The organism is Pseudomonas sp. LS2P72 (assembly GCF_054897865.1).
Map to the genome: position 1 here is coordinate 1,121,326 of NZ_CM142708.1, position 14,743 is coordinate 1,136,068.

Below are 14,743 nucleotides of genomic sequence, written 5' to 3' on the forward strand. Positions count from 1 at the left end.
CCAGAGCAGAGAAGCGCTAATGCTAGCGGATTACAGAGCCTCAGCGCTTGTTAAGGTCGTCGTAAAGTTCGGGACGGCGATCGAGGAAATAGCGATTGGCGGCGCGGGAATCGACCATCAACTGCCGATCCAGCTCGCCGACTATCAGCGCTTCATCAAGGCCCGCCTGGGCGATGCGATTGCCATCCGGTGCGGCAATGCTGCTCTGGCCGCAATACTGGATCTCGCCTTCGTTGCCGCAATAGTTGGCGTAAGCCACATAGCACTGGTTTTCGAAAGCCCGGGCGCGGACGGTGACGTCGGCAATGAAGTCGTAGGGAATCATGTTCGCCGTCGGCACCAGAATCAGCTCGGCGCCGGCCAAGGCCAAGCGTCGAGCGTTTTCCGGGAACTCCAGGTCGTAGCAGATCAGGAAACCGAGCTTCCAGCCATTGAGTTCAACCAGCGGAAACTCATCCGGCCCGGCGCTGAACATCGAGTGATCGAGGTCGCCGAACAGGTGAGTCTTGCGGTAGTTGCACAGGCGCTCGCCATTGGCGTCGATCAACTGCACGGCGTTGTAGATCTGACCGTCTTCGGTGCGCTCGGGATAGCCATACAAAATGGCGATCCCGGCCGTCTTGGCGATGCGCGCGATCTGCTGCGCCGACTCACCGTTGTACACCTCCGCCAGCACGCTGACCGCGTCGAGGCCGATGTTGTAACCGGTCAAAAACATCTCCGGTAGCACCAGCAAATCCGCGCCCTTGGCTTCCAGCGCCAATTGATGCAGACGTTGCAGATTGCCTGCGACATCCAGGGGCAGCGGTGGACATTGGTAAAGGGCTACGCGCATTTCGGATTCCTCTTACTCGGGCAGGGCGATCGGGCCGATCTCGTTGAACACATCTCCTGGACCCGGGTTCTCGGCGTGAGTTTCACCGCCGAAGTGTTTCATGATGCCCCACACCGCATTGAGCGAGGTCTGCACCGCGCCTTCGACCCACGCTGGCGTCCACGAAACATCGTCGCCGGCGATGAAGATGCCGCGTTGCTCGGCCGGCATGTCGGCCTGCATGAAGTGCGCGTACATACGCTGGTTGTAGCGATAGTGGCCGGGCAAGGCGCCTTTGAAAGCACCGAGGAAGTGCGGGTCGGCCTCCCAGGACACGGTGATCGGATCGCCAATGATTCGCGCGGCGATGTCGACTTTCGGGTAGATCTTCTTCAATGCATCCAGCGCCAGTTTCACGCGCTTTTCCACCGGGTGCGGGAGCATTTTCAGCGCGTCGCTCATCCACGAGTACGACAGGCAAATCACGCCGGGCTTGTCGTCGCCGTTGTCGAACAGGTAAGTGCCGCGGGTCAGGCGATCGGTGAGGGTCATGCTCATCAGGTCGCGGCCGGTTTCCGGATCCTTGTCCTTCCAGAATGGCCGGTCGACCATCACGAAGGTTTTCGACGATTGCATGTAGCGGGTGCGGTCGAGGGCCATCCACATCTTTTGCGAGAACAGGGTTTCGTCGCATTCGATCTGGGTGGTCAGCAGCCAGCTCTGGCAAGTGGTCAACACCGCGGCGTATTCGCGGGTGTCGCCGTAGTTGTCGGTGACCGTAAAACGGCCGTTCGCTGCGTGGGCGATTTTCTTCACACCGGAGCGTGGAGCGCCCCTGTGCAACGAACTAAGGCTGGTGCCCTCGGGCCAGTGTACGCATCGCTCCGGCACATGACGCCAAATGCCCTGCGGCACTTGTTCAACGCCGCCGACCACCAAGTGCTGGTGATCGTCGCAGTTGGTCATGACCACGCGGAAGATTTCCAGCATCGAGTTCGGGAAGTCCGAGTCCCAGCCGCCAGTACCGAAACCGACCTGACCAAACACTTCGCGGTGATGGAACGAGAGTTTGGCGAAGGCTTCGGAAGTGGCCACGAAGTCATAGAACGTGCGGTCGTCCCACAGCGGGACGAGGGTGTTCCACAGCTCTTTGAGGCGCGGTACATCACGGTCGCGGATCGCTTGCTGAATGTCAGAGAACTGCGAACCGGCCTCCAGCGCATCGGCCCAGGCGTCGGCGACTTCCTGGAACAGTGCAGGAAGATCCGCCAGTTTCTGTGCGTAATGAGTCTGACCTTCGAGGTCGATCACCGTGCTGCCCGAGGCAGGTGTCAGCGGGTTCGGGAAAGGTTTGGTTTCAAGGCCGAGCTTGTCGACGTAGTGATAAAACGCGGTGGACGACACCGGGAACCGCATGCCGCCGAGCTCGGCGATGATGCCTTCAGCGCCGTTGAATGCCTGGGAGCGCAGACGACCGCCCATTTTCGAGGCTTCGTAGACGACCGGTTTCAGGCCCAGTTTCATTAATTCGTACGCTGCCACCAGACCCGCGATGCCGGCACCGACAATCGCTACCTCAGCGCCATGGTTGTACGCAGGAATGCTGCCCAAACCGGCCGGGTGCTCGATCCAGTCGTCGAAGGCGAAGGGAAAGTCCGGACCGAAAATGGTGACTGGTTTTTTACCGTCTGCAGGATGGCGATTGTTCTTGTTCATGGCTGACCTTGCTGGCGACCGGACGCGGCATGCGCGTCTGAGTATAGGAAAAGATGGCAGCCATTCTAGAGAGCGTAGAACACGTTAATAAGACGCAATGTGTCGTCGTTTTGCTAATTATTTGATCAGAATGACGATTGATTGCAACATATCGTCAATGTAGGGCCGAGCTTGCTCGCGACGAGGCCCTCCCAGACACCAAAGAGCTATCGGCAAAAACTCAAACCGGCTGCCCCCGATCAATCTTGCTACTCAAGATGATCGACGTAGTCGTCTTCTCCACCCCATCCACACTGCCGATCTGATCCAGCAACTGATCCAGCTGCTCAGGTGAATCGGTGCGCAACCACGCCACGTAATCAAATTCGCCACTGACCGCGCACAACTGCTGCACCTGAGCCATCGCGCTGAGACGTCGCAACACTTCCTTGCCCGAGCGTGGTTGTACCGTGATCCCGACGTACGCCTGCAAGCCGCCATCCACGACACGTTGACCCAAACGCACGCCGTAACCGGTGATCACCTTGGCCTTTTCCAGCCGCGCCAGCCGCGAAGTGACGGTGGTGCGGGCGATGCCCAGTTGGCGGGCGAGCATGGCTACGCTCTCGCGGGCATTGATCTGCAGGGCTGCAATCAATTGACGGTCGATTTCGTCAAGAACGGGTGGGCGAGTGTCAGGCAAAGGTCGTCTCCAGCGGTACAGATCAATGGGTTGGCATGTTACAGGCACATCTCGTATCGCGGATGTTTGATCTCGCCTCAGTACCGTTCATACCGTTTTCTACCTCTCGGGTTTTTCTTTGGCTTGAACAAGGCGCGATCGACAGGATGGACACCAACAGTAAGTCGTAGTCGAATGCGAAATCGAGGGGGATGCGAGGCAATGGAAATGACAAACAAAATGCCGCCCGCTGTGCGGGAACGTGCGTCGCAGATTGCCAATCACGAAATGGCTCATTACGTGATTGCCCGAGCCTTGGGGTTTGAAACGGGTGGCGTGACCCTGACAGTGACCATGGACTTAAGGCATCAAGGCGGGGCGTCCATTAGCTTGGCGCGGTCGATTTCGTCGATGGAAGCCATGAGGGAACATTTGGAAGCGCGGATGATGGTCCTCTTTGCTGGCGCTATGGGGCAGGCATTAGTTTCAAAGCATTCGCCCGATAAACGCGTTGAAAAGTCGAAAGCGACAGCCATCCTCAAAGGAGAGCTTGGGGCGGAACAGGATTACGCAAAAATAAGGGAGTTACGGCACTTGCTGCGCAATATCGCCTACCCCGATACGGATCCGTCGTCTGACCGCATCACGGCCGAGCTGAAAGAGATCACTGATCGTGTGTGGTTTCGGACTCAAACGATCGTAGAGGAATTGGCCGATACGATTACCGAATTGGGACGCGTGCTGGTCGACGGCATGGTCATGGTGGAGCAGTGGGGTAGGGCGGCGGATACGTATGAGGTCGTGTTGACGGGGGAGATGCTTGAACGGCTGCGGCCGGTGCAGGCTATTCCTTCGTTAACTGTTGCTTCTAAAAGTTGAAGGTGATCTGCGCTTATGAGGATTGGAAGCCCCGAACACCCAGATCCAACCAGAAACCACCGTTAACAAATTCATTGGCAACCAAGGTGGTCGCACGGCCATAAAAGCCTAGAGTTATTCCCTTGAGGTCATATTCCTTGGGTGGCATATTGGTATGGGCTGGGAGATTGAATACACCGATGAATTTGAAGGTTGGTGGGAGGGGTTGGATGCAAAGGAGCAAGCCTCGGTTTCAGCCAGCGTCGATCTGCCGGGGTTTTTCGGGCCGGGCCTGCGTTACCCGCATAGCAGCGATATTAAAGGCTCACGACTGGGCAATCTGCGAGAGTTGCGGGTCCAGCATGCGGGTCGGCCTTATCGTGTGCGCTATGCGTTTGATCCACGTCGATGCGCGTTACTTTTAATCGGAGGGGATAAAACCGGTCGAAACCGTTGGTATGACGAGCATGTCCCGCAGGCCGAAACATTGTATGACGACCATTTGGAAACATTGCGTAAAGAGGGCCGCAACGATGGCTAAAAAATTTGCTGAACTTCAAGCTCGCATGACACCGGAGTCTCGCGCTAACGCAGAGCGGTTGTTCCAGCAGCACCTGAAAGAAATGCCTCTGCACGAGCTGCGTAAGGCACAGGAGCTGAGTCAGGAAACGCTGGCCAAGACGCTGCACGTCAACCAGGCAGCGATCTCCAGAATGGAGCGGCGCACAGACATGTATATCAGCACCTTGCGAAACTACATTCGCGCCATGGGCGGCGAACTGGAAATTATCGCGACCTTTCCTGAGGGCCAGATCAGGATCGAGAATTTCGCCAACTGAGTAATGTTTCGGCAGGCGCTCGTCGCGATTGAGTATTCCAACAGACACGAAAAAGCCGCGCATTGCGCGGCTTTCTTGTTTGGTGGGCCCACACGGATTTGAACCGTGGACCAAGGGATTATGAGTCCCCTGCTCTAACCAACTGAGCTATAGGCCCTCAGTAGGCCGCGGATTATAGCGACGGTTTCTCCGCTGTGCTATCCGAAAAGTCTGAAATGGCTATACGAAGAAACGTCGCGGCAAATTCTTCCGGTGGCAAGGGCAGGCTGACGATGTAGCCCTGGATCTGTTCACAGCCTTCGGCCGCGAGGAATTGCTGCTGTGCGAGGGTTTCCACGCCCTCGGCAATGATGGTGAACTGCATGCTGCGGCCCAAGGCAATGATGGCGCGAACAATGGCTGCGTCGTGGGGATCGTCCGGCAGGCCGCGGACGAAAGACTGGTCGATTTTGAGAATGTCCAACGGCAGGCGTTTGAGGTAACTCAGGGACGAATAACCGGTGCCGAAGTCGTCGATCGCCAGTTGCACACCCAGGTGTTTGAGTTGATGCAGCACTGCCAGCGCCTCTTCGGCCTGGCTCATGATGAAGTTTTCAGTGATTTCCAGTTGCAGGAAATCGGGTTTGAGGCGGTTGTCTTTGAGCAATTGTTCGATCCGGCCGAGCAGGTTCGGCTGGCGCAATTGAGCGCCCGCGAGGTTGACCGACAGCGGGCCGACGGGTTCGTAAACCTGATTCCACTCGAACATCTGCCGGCAGGCGGTTTCGAGAACCCAATCGCCGATTTGCAGGATCATGCCGTTTTCTTCGGCCAGCGGAATGAAGTGCTCCGGCGGCACATCGCCGAAGGTCGGGTGACGCCAGCGAATGAGCGCTTCTGCGCCGACCAGGCGATGATCGACCAGGCTGATCTTCGGTTGGTAATGGAGGTGCAATTCGTTGCGCTCGATAGCGCGTCGCAGTTCATGTTCCAGTGCCACTCGTTCACTGGCTTGAGCGGTGAGGTCGCGGGTGTAGCTTTCGACCCGATTGCGACCCTTGGCCTTTGAGCGGTACATCGCGGCATCGGCATTCTTGACCAGCGTGGCGACGTCGCAGCCATCCTTGGGATACAGGCTGGAGCCGATACTGGCGCTGATAAAAAACTCATGCTCGCCAGCCTGGAACGGTGCGCCAAAGCAATTGAGCAATTTGGTCGCGATGTTGTCGGCGTCACTGGCTTGCTGCAGCCCGGGTAGCAGGATGATGAATTCGTCGCCACCCAGGCGCGCAACGGTGTCGATGTCGCGCAACTGCTCCTTGAGGCGCACGGCAATGCCCTTGAGCAGCAGGTCGCCGACCGGATGACCCAGGCTGTCGTTGATGTGTTTAAAACGGTCCAGGTCCAGGAACAGCACCGCGCCCTGGCCGCCGTTTTCCTGTTGGTTGTTGAGCGCGGTCAGCAATCGGCTCTCGAACAGCGTGCGATTTGGCAGGCCGGTCAGCGGATCGTGGTGCGCCTGGTAATCGAGCTTGGCCTGGGCGTGTTTGAGGCTGGAAATGTCCGCGAACACCGCGACAAAGTGGGTGACGAATCTGTCCCGGTTGCGCACCGCACTGATGGTCAGCCAGCTCGGATAGAGCTCGCCATTCTTGCGCCGGTTGGAAATTTCGCCCTGCCAATGGCCTTCGGCAGTCAGTTGATGCCACATGGCAGCATAAAACGCGCTGTCGTGCAGGCCCGAGGCGAGCAGGCGAGGGGTGTGACCCAATGCTTCGCTCTCGCTGTAGCCGGTGATTTCGGTAAACGCACGGTTGACCGCGCTGATGTGCTGTTGAGTGTCGGTGATCAATACACCTTCGGCGGTGCTCTCGAATACCGTGGCGGCCTGTTGCAGTTTCTCCTGCATCAGGTGTCGCTCGGTGATGTCCCGGGCGATGGTCAGCATGCAATCTTCATCGCCTATCGGTAGCGGACGGCTGGACACCTCGCAGAGGCGGATCTGTCCGTCGCTGCGGCGTATATGGCAACTGAAGTCGCGGACGAAACCGTCCCGGTGCAGCAGATCGAGCATCTGTTTGCGTTCGTTGAGATTGACCCAGATTCCCAGCTCGAGGGCGGAGCGATCCACGGACATCGCGCTGTTGAAACCGGTAATGCGACTGAAACCCTCGTTGACCTCAATCAGCAAACCGTCGCTCTGCCGGGACAATAGCAAGCCGTCGGGTGAGGCATGGAATGCCTTGGCGAATTTCTCTTCGGAGGTTTGCAGCTGTTTCTGGGTTTCCTTGAGCTGGCTGATGTCCCGCACGACCACTACCAGCGCAGGGGTTGTATCGAGGTCGAATGGCTCAGCGGAGATCAGGCCGGTAAACACTTGGCCATTGTTGCGGCGAAAGGGCATCTCCAGGTTACGGATGCTGCCGGCCTGCAACCGTTGCAGCAACCCGGGCCCGACGCCGGGTACGCCCCAGATGTTCAGGTCGGTGGCCGTCTGGCCGATGACGTCTTCGGCCTTGAGGCCGATCTGTTCTTCGAATGCCTCATTGACCTCCAGCAGGCAGCCGTCGGAGAGACGCGCGATGACCAGAATGTCCGGGCATTGCTGGAACACCGAGGCGAACTTCTGTTCCGACAGGCGCAACGCTTCTTCGGTGCGCTTGGCGTCGCTGATGTCGATCATCAGCCCGCGCATCAGCGGTTCATGGCCGTGCTCGATCAGGCTGACGATATCGCGCACCCAAATGCAGCGGCCATCGGCGGTGATGACCCGGTAATCGAGGCTGTGATCGCGCCCGGCCAGTACTTCGTGATCGCAAAAGGTCTGGGCGCGGGTCAGGTCGGCCGGGTGGATAATGTTGCGCCAGAAGCCCGGAATCAGCCAATGAGACAAGGGGTAACCAAGCAGATCCTCGGCATGGGGCGACACATAGCTGTAGGTGAAATCGCTGATCCGCGCTTCCCAGGCGATGGCCGAAAGGCTTTCCACCAACCCGCGGTAATGGTATTCGCTGCTGCGCAGTTCTTGTTCCAGGTCGACCCGGCGGGCAATTTCTGAACTCAGCCGGCGGTTGATCCGGATAACCATCGCCAGCACGATGATCAGCAACAGCAATCCCGGCAGACCATAAACCAGCAGATCGTTCCAGAATGTCCGATGATCGAGGACGTTGCCGACCCAGTGCTCCTGAATCTCATTGATTTCGTCCGGGGTCATGTCCGCCAGGACTTTATCCAGAATGCCGACCAGTATCTTGTTGTCCCGAGGCACGCCCATCGCCAATTGATAACGATAGGGGGTTTCACCGCTGACGTAGAGCCCGTCGAGCTTGAGCTGACGCAGGCTCCAGACGCTGGAGGCGAGATCACCGACCACCGCATCCACTTCATCGGTAGCCAGCGCTTGCAGCGCTGAGCTGACGTTGGGCATCGCTACCAGATTGAGATCGGGGTTGTGGGTGCGCAACAGCTCGTGGGGTGCGTAGTTTTCCACCACGGCAACTTTCAGACCGTACAAGTCTTCGAGTTTGCGTGGCTGGGGGCCTCCGACATGGGCCAGGATGACAATCGGAAAGTCCAGATAGGGGCGGGTGAATGACAGGTAAGCCTGGCGCTCCGGGGTCGACATGATGCCGGGCAACAGGTCCAGCCTGGCGTGTTTGGCCTGCTCCAGGACGACGGACCAGCTGACGGGCTCGATGGGCGTGAGCTTGATGGCCAGGCGTTGACGGATCAGGTCGATATAGTCTGCCGCAAGACCCTGATAGCGCCCCTGATCGTCGCGAAACTCGAAGGGTGGCCATGACGCATCGACACCCAGGCGCAGGTCCGGATGAGCCGTCAGCCAGCGTCGTTCTTCGTCGGTCAGAGTCAGCGCGCCAGCCGTTGCGGTCCAGGTCAACAGCGACAGCAAAAAAAGCACGGTCGGCAGTCTGGGCATAACGGTCTCGTTATGGCTCGGGGAATGTTTCGAGTGTAGACGGGCAATTCGGAGGGGGGGAGGTGCGGGGGATTTAATCTGTATAAAAGCAAAACCCCCGGCCTGGGCCGGGGGTTTTGTTATTACTCGTCGAGGAAGGAGCGCAAATGCTCGCTTCTCGTCGGGTGGCGCAGCTTGCGCAGCGCCTTGGCTTCGATCTGACGAATCCGTTCACGGGTCACGTCGAACTGCTTACCAACCTCCTCGAGGGTGTGGTCGGTATTCATGTCGATACCGAAGCGCATGCGCAGAACCTTGGCTTCACGTGCAGTGAGGCCGGACAGAACTTCGCGAGTCGCTTCTTTAAGGCTCTCAACAGTGGCGACATCGATTGGCGACTGCATGGTCGAGTCTTCGATGAAGTCACCCAAATGGGAGTCTTCGTCATCACCGATCGGGGTTTCCATGGAGATCGGCTCTTTAGCGATCTTCAATACCTTGCGGATCTTGTCCTCAGGCATTTCCATGCGTTCGCCCAGCTCTTCCGGAGTCGGTTCGCGACCCATTTCCTGCAACATCTGGCGGGAAATGCGGTTGAGCTTGTTGATCGTCTCGATCATGTGCACCGGAATACGGATGGTGCGGGCCTGGTCGGCGATCGAGCGAGTGATCGCCTGACGGATCCACCAGGTGGCATAAGTCGAGAACTTGTAGCCGCGGCGGTATTCGAATTTGTCTACCGCTTTCATCAAGCCGATGTTGCCTTCCTGGATCAGATCGAGGAATTGCAGACCACGGTTGGTGTACTTCTTGGCGATGGAGATCACCAGACGCAAGTTCGCTTCGACCATCTCTTTCTTCGCGCGGCGGGCCTTGGCCTCACCGATCGACATGCGACGGTTGATGTCCTTGATCTCGGCGATCGTCAAACCGGTTTCGGTTTGCAGCGCGGTCAGCTTCTGCTGGCAACGAATGATGTCCGGTTGCAGGCGACCAATGGCTTCAGCGTATTTGCTTTTGCCTTTGGCCAGTGCGTCGGTCCAGCTTTCGTCAACTTCGTTGCCCGGGAACTGGCGCAGGAAGTCGGCACGCGGCATGCGGGCATCACGAACGCAAAGTTGCATGATCGCGCGCTCTTGCTGACGCAGACGATCCAGGGCACTGCGAACACGCTCGACCAGGCCTTCGAATTGCTTCGGAACCAGTTTGATCGGCATGAACAGCTCAGCCAGAAGCACCAGCTCGGCAATTGCCAGCTTGTTGCCACGACCGTGCTTTTTCAGCGCCTTGCGGGTGATTTCCATCTGATCGGAGACAGCGCCAAAGCGCTGAGCTGCGATGACCGGATCCGGACCGCTTTCGGCTTCTTCTTCGTCGTCGGTGCTGGCTTCAGCCTCGTCGTCGTCGGTTTCGTCGTCCGCTTTCGCGGCTTTCGGGTCGACAGGCGGCGGCACTTCTGCAGCAGGCGGCGCAATGCCGTCGTCCGGGTCGATATAACCGCTCAGGACGTCGGACAGGCGGCCACCTTCGGTGGTGACGCGAGTGTATTCGGACAGAATGTGGTCAACCGTGCCAGGGAAGTGCGCAATTGCGCCCATCACTTCGCGGATGCCCTCTTCAATACGCTTGGCGATTTCAATTTCGCCTTCACGTGTGAGGAGCTCTACCGTACCCATTTCACGCATGTACATGCGCACTGGGTCGGTAGTGCGACCAATGTCGGTCTCGACCGCTGCCAACGCTGCTGCTGCCTCTTCGGCTGCGGCTTCGTCGGTATCGGCGTCGGCCAGCATAAGGGAATCCTTATCTGGCGCAACCTCGAATACGTTGATCCCCATGTCATTGATCATGCGGATGATGTCTTCCACCTGTTCCGGATCTGAAATATCCTCCGGCAGGTGGTCGTTGACCTCCGCGTAAGTCAGGTAGCCCTGCTCACGACCAAGTGTGATCAACTCTTTGATACGAGACTGCTGTTGCGCTTTTCCGGACATAACACCCTATCCACTGAAGGTCTTGGCGGGCAAAAAACAAGCCGAGGATTATACCTGAGCTATGACCTCACGCGCCAGTTGAGGTCGGGCTTGATGCGGAAACATTGCGACTTAATAGGTCGCGCAGTTGATTTTTCTCTTCGGCACTCAGTTCACTTTGACGTGCTTTCCTGAGAAGTTGTTCCAGGTTTCGCTCGCGTTGGCGGGCTGACAAGCTAGTAATGGTGTCGAAAAACTGTTGTTCAAGGTTATCTCCGTCAATCAGCCATTCCTTTTCCGCCAGCGCCTTGAGCAAACGTCCTTGCTCCGTACCGTGCCAGCGTGCAATCAACTGAAATGAGTTTAGCTTGGGATTCTTCTGTACGGCTTCGAGAAGGGCCACCAGTAATTGCGTGTTGGTGTGATCCTCGGCAGCAAAGTGCCCGGCATCCTCGACTTTCTCGGCCAATTGCGGGTGATGCAATAGTGTGCGCAAGGCAGCCAGAGTCGGCGGCTCTACAGCGGCGGGCACCCGTGGCGCGCGGGGTTGATCGTGATCACCGCTGCGTTTGCCGTTTTTGTCCCACGGTTTTTTGTCCCATTTTTTGCCGCCGGCGCCGGGTTTCTTCGGCGTCCATTCCTGCTGCGGCGCATACATCTCTTGTGCCTGCGGCTGATGGTAGTCGCTGTAATCCGGCATGGCGTCGTAATCGATGCCCGGGTCGTACGCCGGCGGCGCTTCCTGGGGTGCGCTTTGCACCAGTTGGCTCACGGCCTCACCGCTAAGCCCGGTAATTTCGGTCAGGCGCTGACGCATCAGGATGCGCAGGTTCGCCCCGGGGACTTTATCGATCAGCGGCGCGGCGAGGGTGGCCATGTGGGCTTTGCCTTCGAGCGAGCGCGGGTCCGATTCCTCGGTCAGCTGTTGAAAAAAATAATCCGCCAATGGTTGGGCATGCTGGTTGATCCGTGCGCGGAAAGCATCAGTGCCTTCGGAGCGGACCAGCGTGTCCGGGTCTTCGCCTTCGGGGAGGAACAGAAAGCGTGCGCGTCGCCCGTCCTGCAGGCTCGGCAGTGCTGCCTCCAGTGCCCGCCAGGCGGCATTTCGACCTGCCTGGTCGCCGTCGAAACAGAACAGTACGTTGGGCACGACGCGAAACAGGCGCTTCAAGTGCTCTTCGCTGGTGGCGGTGCCCAGGGTCGCGACAGCATTGCGCAGGCCTTGCTGGGCGAGGGCGATAACATCCATGTAGCCTTCGACGACGATGATTTCGTCGAGGTTGCGGTTGTTCTTGCGTGCTTCATAAAGGCCGTAGAGTTCCTGGCCCTTATGGAATACCGGGGTTTCCGGTGAGTTCAGGTATTTCGGCTTGTCGTCGCCCAATACCCGGCCACCGAAAGCGATGATTCGCCCGCGACTGTCGCGGATCGGGAACATCACGCGATCGCGGAAGCGGTCATAGCGTTTGCCGGTTTCGGCGTTCTCGATCAGCAGGCCGGCATCGATCATGGCTTTCTGTTGCAGGGTGTCGCTGCTCAAATGCTTGAACAGATTGTCCCAGCCGGGCGGGGCAAAGCCGAGGCCGAAGTCTCGGGCGATTTCGCCGGTCAGTCCGCGACCTTTCAAGTAATCCACAGCTGCTTTTCGCGATGGATGGCTTTTCAGTGCCTGGCGGTAAAAGTCGGCAGCGGCGGTGAGTAGCGGGTAGAGCGGCGAATCGGTCGGCTGCCGCGGTTTGTGCGGCCGTCCGCTTTCTTCGCGGGGGATTTCCATGCCGGCGGCTTTGGCCAGTTCTTCGACAGCCTGGACGAAATCCAGATTGTCGTGGTCCATCATGAAGCCGAGGGCGTTGCCGCCAGCGCCGCAGCCAAAGCAATAATAGAACTGCTTGTCGGGGCTGACGCTGAAGGAAGGGGTTTTCTCTTTGTGGAACGGGCAGCAGGCGGTGTAATTCTTGCCGGCCTTTTTCATTTGCAGGCGCGAGCTGACCACATCGACGATGTCGGTGCGGTTCAGAAGGTCGTCAATGAAGCTCTGGGGAATTAGCCCGGCCATGGCGTTCTCGTCATCTGCGCTGCAATGAATCCGAAACGAAGAGCAACTGAGCGCGGGTCGTTGTTTGAGGCGCGCAAAATGTGCGGCTCGACCAGGGTCGTCTGCGTAATCGCTGTCGGGAAGTGTATCTGCCGAAAATCCACTGACGTTAGTACCAATCAGTATTCGACTATTTGAAAGTGTTGCGCTGAATCCGGCTGCGGCCAGTCGATGGCCTCGGATAGCTCATAAGCTGGCACGCAAGAAGGTGCCTTGGGCTGATCGTCGTGAGAGGAATCAGTGGGTGTGCTCGTCAGTAGCCTTGGAAGGCTCGTCAGAAAAGACGTGCACCGCTGGCAAAAGAGCCAGGTCTGACGCTGTGAAGCAGATTTGTCTCGGTCGCGTGTGCGGCTTCGACGGTGAAGCATCAAGCGTTGTCCGCAAATGCCATTAGCCCGGCTGAGGGCCGGGCTTGGCAGAAGCTTGCTACGAACGTCTGTGTATTAGTACAGACGAACCGCGCGGCGCTGTTCGCGCTGAACTTTCTTGGCGTGACGCTTAACAGCGGCTGCTGCTTTACGCTTACGCTCAGAAGTAGGCTTCTCGTAGAATTCGCGGCTACGAACTTCAGCCAGTACACCGGCTTTTTCGCAGGAGCGCTTGAAACGACGCAGAGCTACGTCGAAGGGTTCGTTCTCTTTTACTTTGACGGCTGGCATCCAGAGCTACCTTCATTCATTACCGGGGTCAACATCCTCGTGGCAAAAGAGCACTTGAAGACGTCGGTTTTTAAGGGTTGCGGATGTTAACTCCTCATCGACCGGAATGCAAAGCCTCTGATCGAAAACCGCTAGTCGGGGCATCCCATGGCGACTATTATGCGCGCCTTCGAATTCAGCCTAAACAAGGCGCAAACCCATGCTAGTACTGGGATTAGAAACCTCCTGCGACGAAACCGGTGTCGCATTATATGACAGTGAACGCGGCCTGCTGGCCGACGCGCTGTTCAGCCAGATCGACCTGCACCGCGCTTATGGCGGGGTCGTGCCGGAGCTGGCCTCGCGTGACCACGTCAAACGCATGCTGCCCTTGATTCGTCAGGTGTTGGCCGAAGCTGACTGTGTGCCGACCGAGATCGACGCCATCGCTTATACCGCGGGTCCTGGCCTGGTCGGTGCCTTGCTGGTGGGCGCCTCCTGCGCTCAGGCGCTGGCCTTCGCCTGGGGTATTCCGGCGCTGGGTGTGCACCACATGGAAGGTCACCTGCTGGCGCCGATGCTGGAGTCGCAACCACCGGAATTCCCGTTCGTCGCTTTGTTGGTGTCTGGTGGTCATACGCAACTGGTTCAGGTTGACGGGATCGGTCAATACACGCTCTTGGGTGAGACCCTCGACGATGCCGCCGGTGAAGCTTTTGACAAGACCGCGAAGATGATGGGGCTCAATTATCCGGGTGGCCCGGAAATCGCTCGGCTGGCGGAGCAAGGGGTTGCAGGGCGCTTCACTTTCCCGCGTCCGATGTGCGACCGTCCGGGCCTGGCTTTCAGCTTCAGTGGCTTGAAAACCTTCGCCCTGAACACCTGGCAGCAGAGCGTCAGCGCCGGGGACGACAGCGAGCAAGCCCGTTGCGACATCTCGCTGGCGTTCCAGCAGGCCGTGGTGGAGACTTTGACCATCAAGTGCAAGCGGGCCCTGAAACAGGCCGGTATGAAGCGTCTGGTGATCGCTGGCGGCGTCAGCGCCAACAAGGCACTACGTACTTCACTGGAGAAGATGCTCGGCGACATGAAGGGCGATGTTTTTTATGCCCGTCCGGAGTTTTGCACCGACAACGGCGCGATGATTGCCTTTGCCGGCTGCCAGCGTTTGCAGGCCGGTCAGCACGAAAGCCTGGCGATCAGCGTGCAGGCGCGTTGGCCGATGGAGCAATTGTCGGCGCTATGACGATG

At 58.2% G+C, this 14,743-nt stretch carries 11 protein-coding genes and 1 tRNA gene; 4 read left to right on the forward strand and 8 right to left on the reverse strand.

The genetic code is table 11. The annotated features are described in order from the left end of the window. Positions 1-40: 40 nt before the first annotated feature. From ACYZUA_RS05080 to ACYZUA_RS05090, 3 genes are all read right to left on the reverse strand, one after another. Positions 41-835: a carbon-nitrogen hydrolase family protein gene (locus ACYZUA_RS05080; RefSeq protein WP_461962303.1), complete on the reverse strand. Its 795-nt coding sequence runs from the start codon at positions 833-835 to the stop codon at positions 41-43. 12 nt (positions 836-847) lie between these two features. Then, on the reverse strand, positions 848-2,530 hold the full coding sequence (locus ACYZUA_RS05085; RefSeq protein ID WP_461962304.1) for a flavin monoamine oxidase family protein: 1,683 nt from the start codon (positions 2,528-2,530) through the stop codon (positions 848-850). A gap of 220 nt (positions 2,531-2,750) precedes the next feature. Continuing rightward, entirely contained in the window at positions 2,751-3,212 is a 462-nt protein-coding gene (locus ACYZUA_RS05090) for an Lrp/AsnC family transcriptional regulator (protein ID WP_007980298.1), read from the reverse strand. A gap of 207 nt (positions 3,213-3,419) precedes the next feature. Here ACYZUA_RS05090 and ACYZUA_RS05095 point away from each other — a divergent pair, with 207 nt between their 5' ends. The 3 genes from ACYZUA_RS05095 to ACYZUA_RS05105 all read left to right on the forward strand — a co-directional run bounded on the left by ACYZUA_RS05095 (position 3,420) and on the right by ACYZUA_RS05105 (position 4,888). Beyond that, positions 3,420-4,070 carry a peptidase M41 gene (locus ACYZUA_RS05095; RefSeq protein WP_461963882.1) on the forward strand — a complete coding sequence of 217 codons (651 nt, stop codon included), beginning with the start codon at positions 3,420-3,422 and terminating at the stop codon, positions 4,068-4,070. Between the two features lie 154 nt (positions 4,071-4,224). Next, positions 4,225-4,590, forward strand: a complete 366-nt coding sequence (locus ACYZUA_RS05100) for a type II toxin-antitoxin system RelE/ParE family toxin (RefSeq protein WP_461962305.1) — start codon at positions 4,225-4,227, stop codon at positions 4,588-4,590. Then, positions 4,583-4,888 (forward strand): helix-turn-helix domain-containing protein, encoded by a 306-nt coding sequence (locus ACYZUA_RS05105; RefSeq protein ID WP_046052376.1) that lies wholly within the window; start codon positions 4,583-4,585, stop codon positions 4,886-4,888. The genes ACYZUA_RS05100 and ACYZUA_RS05105 overlap by 8 nt, the downstream gene beginning before the upstream one ends. Before the next feature lie 80 nt (positions 4,889-4,968). Here ACYZUA_RS05105 and ACYZUA_RS05110 read toward each other — a convergent pair. The 5 genes from ACYZUA_RS05110 to rpsU form a co-directional block, all read right to left on the reverse strand. Next, positions 4,969-5,045, reverse strand: a tRNA-Ile gene (locus ACYZUA_RS05110). A 15-nt stretch (positions 5,046-5,060) separates the two neighbouring features. After that, positions 5,061-8,807, reverse strand: coding sequence for an EAL domain-containing protein (locus tag ACYZUA_RS05115; RefSeq protein ID WP_461962306.1), 3,747 nt, complete (start codon positions 8,805-8,807; stop codon positions 5,061-5,063). 122 nt (positions 8,808-8,929) lie between these two features. Next, on the reverse strand, positions 8,930-10,780 hold the full coding sequence (rpoD, locus tag ACYZUA_RS05120) for an RNA polymerase sigma factor RpoD (RefSeq protein ID WP_461962307.1): 1,851 nt from the start codon (positions 10,778-10,780) through the stop codon (positions 8,930-8,932). Between the two features lie 67 nt (positions 10,781-10,847). Beyond that, positions 10,848-12,815 (reverse strand): DNA primase, encoded by a 1,968-nt coding sequence (gene dnaG / locus ACYZUA_RS05125; protein WP_461962308.1) that lies wholly within the window; start codon positions 12,813-12,815, stop codon positions 10,848-10,850. A 482-nt stretch (positions 12,816-13,297) separates the two neighbouring features. Then, positions 13,298-13,513 (reverse strand): 30S ribosomal protein S21, encoded by a 216-nt coding sequence (rpsU, locus tag ACYZUA_RS05130; RefSeq protein ID WP_002551877.1) that lies wholly within the window; start codon positions 13,511-13,513, stop codon positions 13,298-13,300. Positions 13,514-13,712: 199 nt separating this feature from the next. On the opposite strand from rpsU, the gene tsaD reads away from it, so the two are divergent. After that, the gene (gene tsaD, locus ACYZUA_RS05135) at positions 13,713-14,738 is read left to right on the forward strand and encodes a tRNA (adenosine(37)-N6)-threonylcarbamoyltransferase complex transferase subunit TsaD (RefSeq protein WP_046045367.1); all 1,026 of its coding nucleotides are present in this window, start codon (positions 13,713-13,715) and stop codon (positions 14,736-14,738) included. Positions 14,739-14,743 lie beyond the last annotated feature (5 nt).

Bases quoted from the DNA above. Each gene is read 5' to 3' on its own strand.
- ACYZUA_RS05080 (WP_461962303.1), bottom strand. From the start codon at position 835: ATGCGCGTAGCCCTTTACCAATGTCCACCGCTGCCCCTGGATGTCGCA.
- ACYZUA_RS05085 (WP_461962304.1), bottom strand. From the start codon at position 2,530: ATGAACAAGAACAATCGCCATCCTGCAGACGGTAAAAAACCAGTCACC.
- ACYZUA_RS05095 (WP_461963882.1), top strand. From the start codon at position 3,420: ATGACAAACAAAATGCCGCCCGCTGTGCGGGAACGTGCGTCGCAGATT.
- ACYZUA_RS05100 (WP_461962305.1), top strand. From the start codon at position 4,225: ATGGGCTGGGAGATTGAATACACCGATGAATTTGAAGGTTGGTGGGAG.
- ACYZUA_RS05105 (WP_046052376.1), top strand. From the start codon at position 4,583: ATGGCTAAAAAATTTGCTGAACTTCAAGCTCGCATGACACCGGAGTCT.
- ACYZUA_RS05115 (WP_461962306.1), bottom strand. From the start codon at position 8,807: ATGCCCAGACTGCCGACCGTGCTTTTTTTGCTGTCGCTGTTGACCTGG.
- rpoD (WP_461962307.1), bottom strand. From the start codon at position 10,780: ATGTCCGGAAAAGCGCAACAGCAGTCTCGTATCAAAGAGTTGATCACA.
- dnaG (WP_461962308.1), bottom strand. From the start codon at position 12,815: ATGGCCGGGCTAATTCCCCAGAGCTTCATTGACGACCTTCTGAACCGC.
- rpsU (WP_002551877.1), bottom strand. From the start codon at position 13,513: ATGCCAGCCGTCAAAGTAAAAGAGAACGAACCCTTCGACGTAGCTCTG.
- tsaD (WP_046045367.1), top strand. From the start codon at position 13,713: ATGCTAGTACTGGGATTAGAAACCTCCTGCGACGAAACCGGTGTCGCA.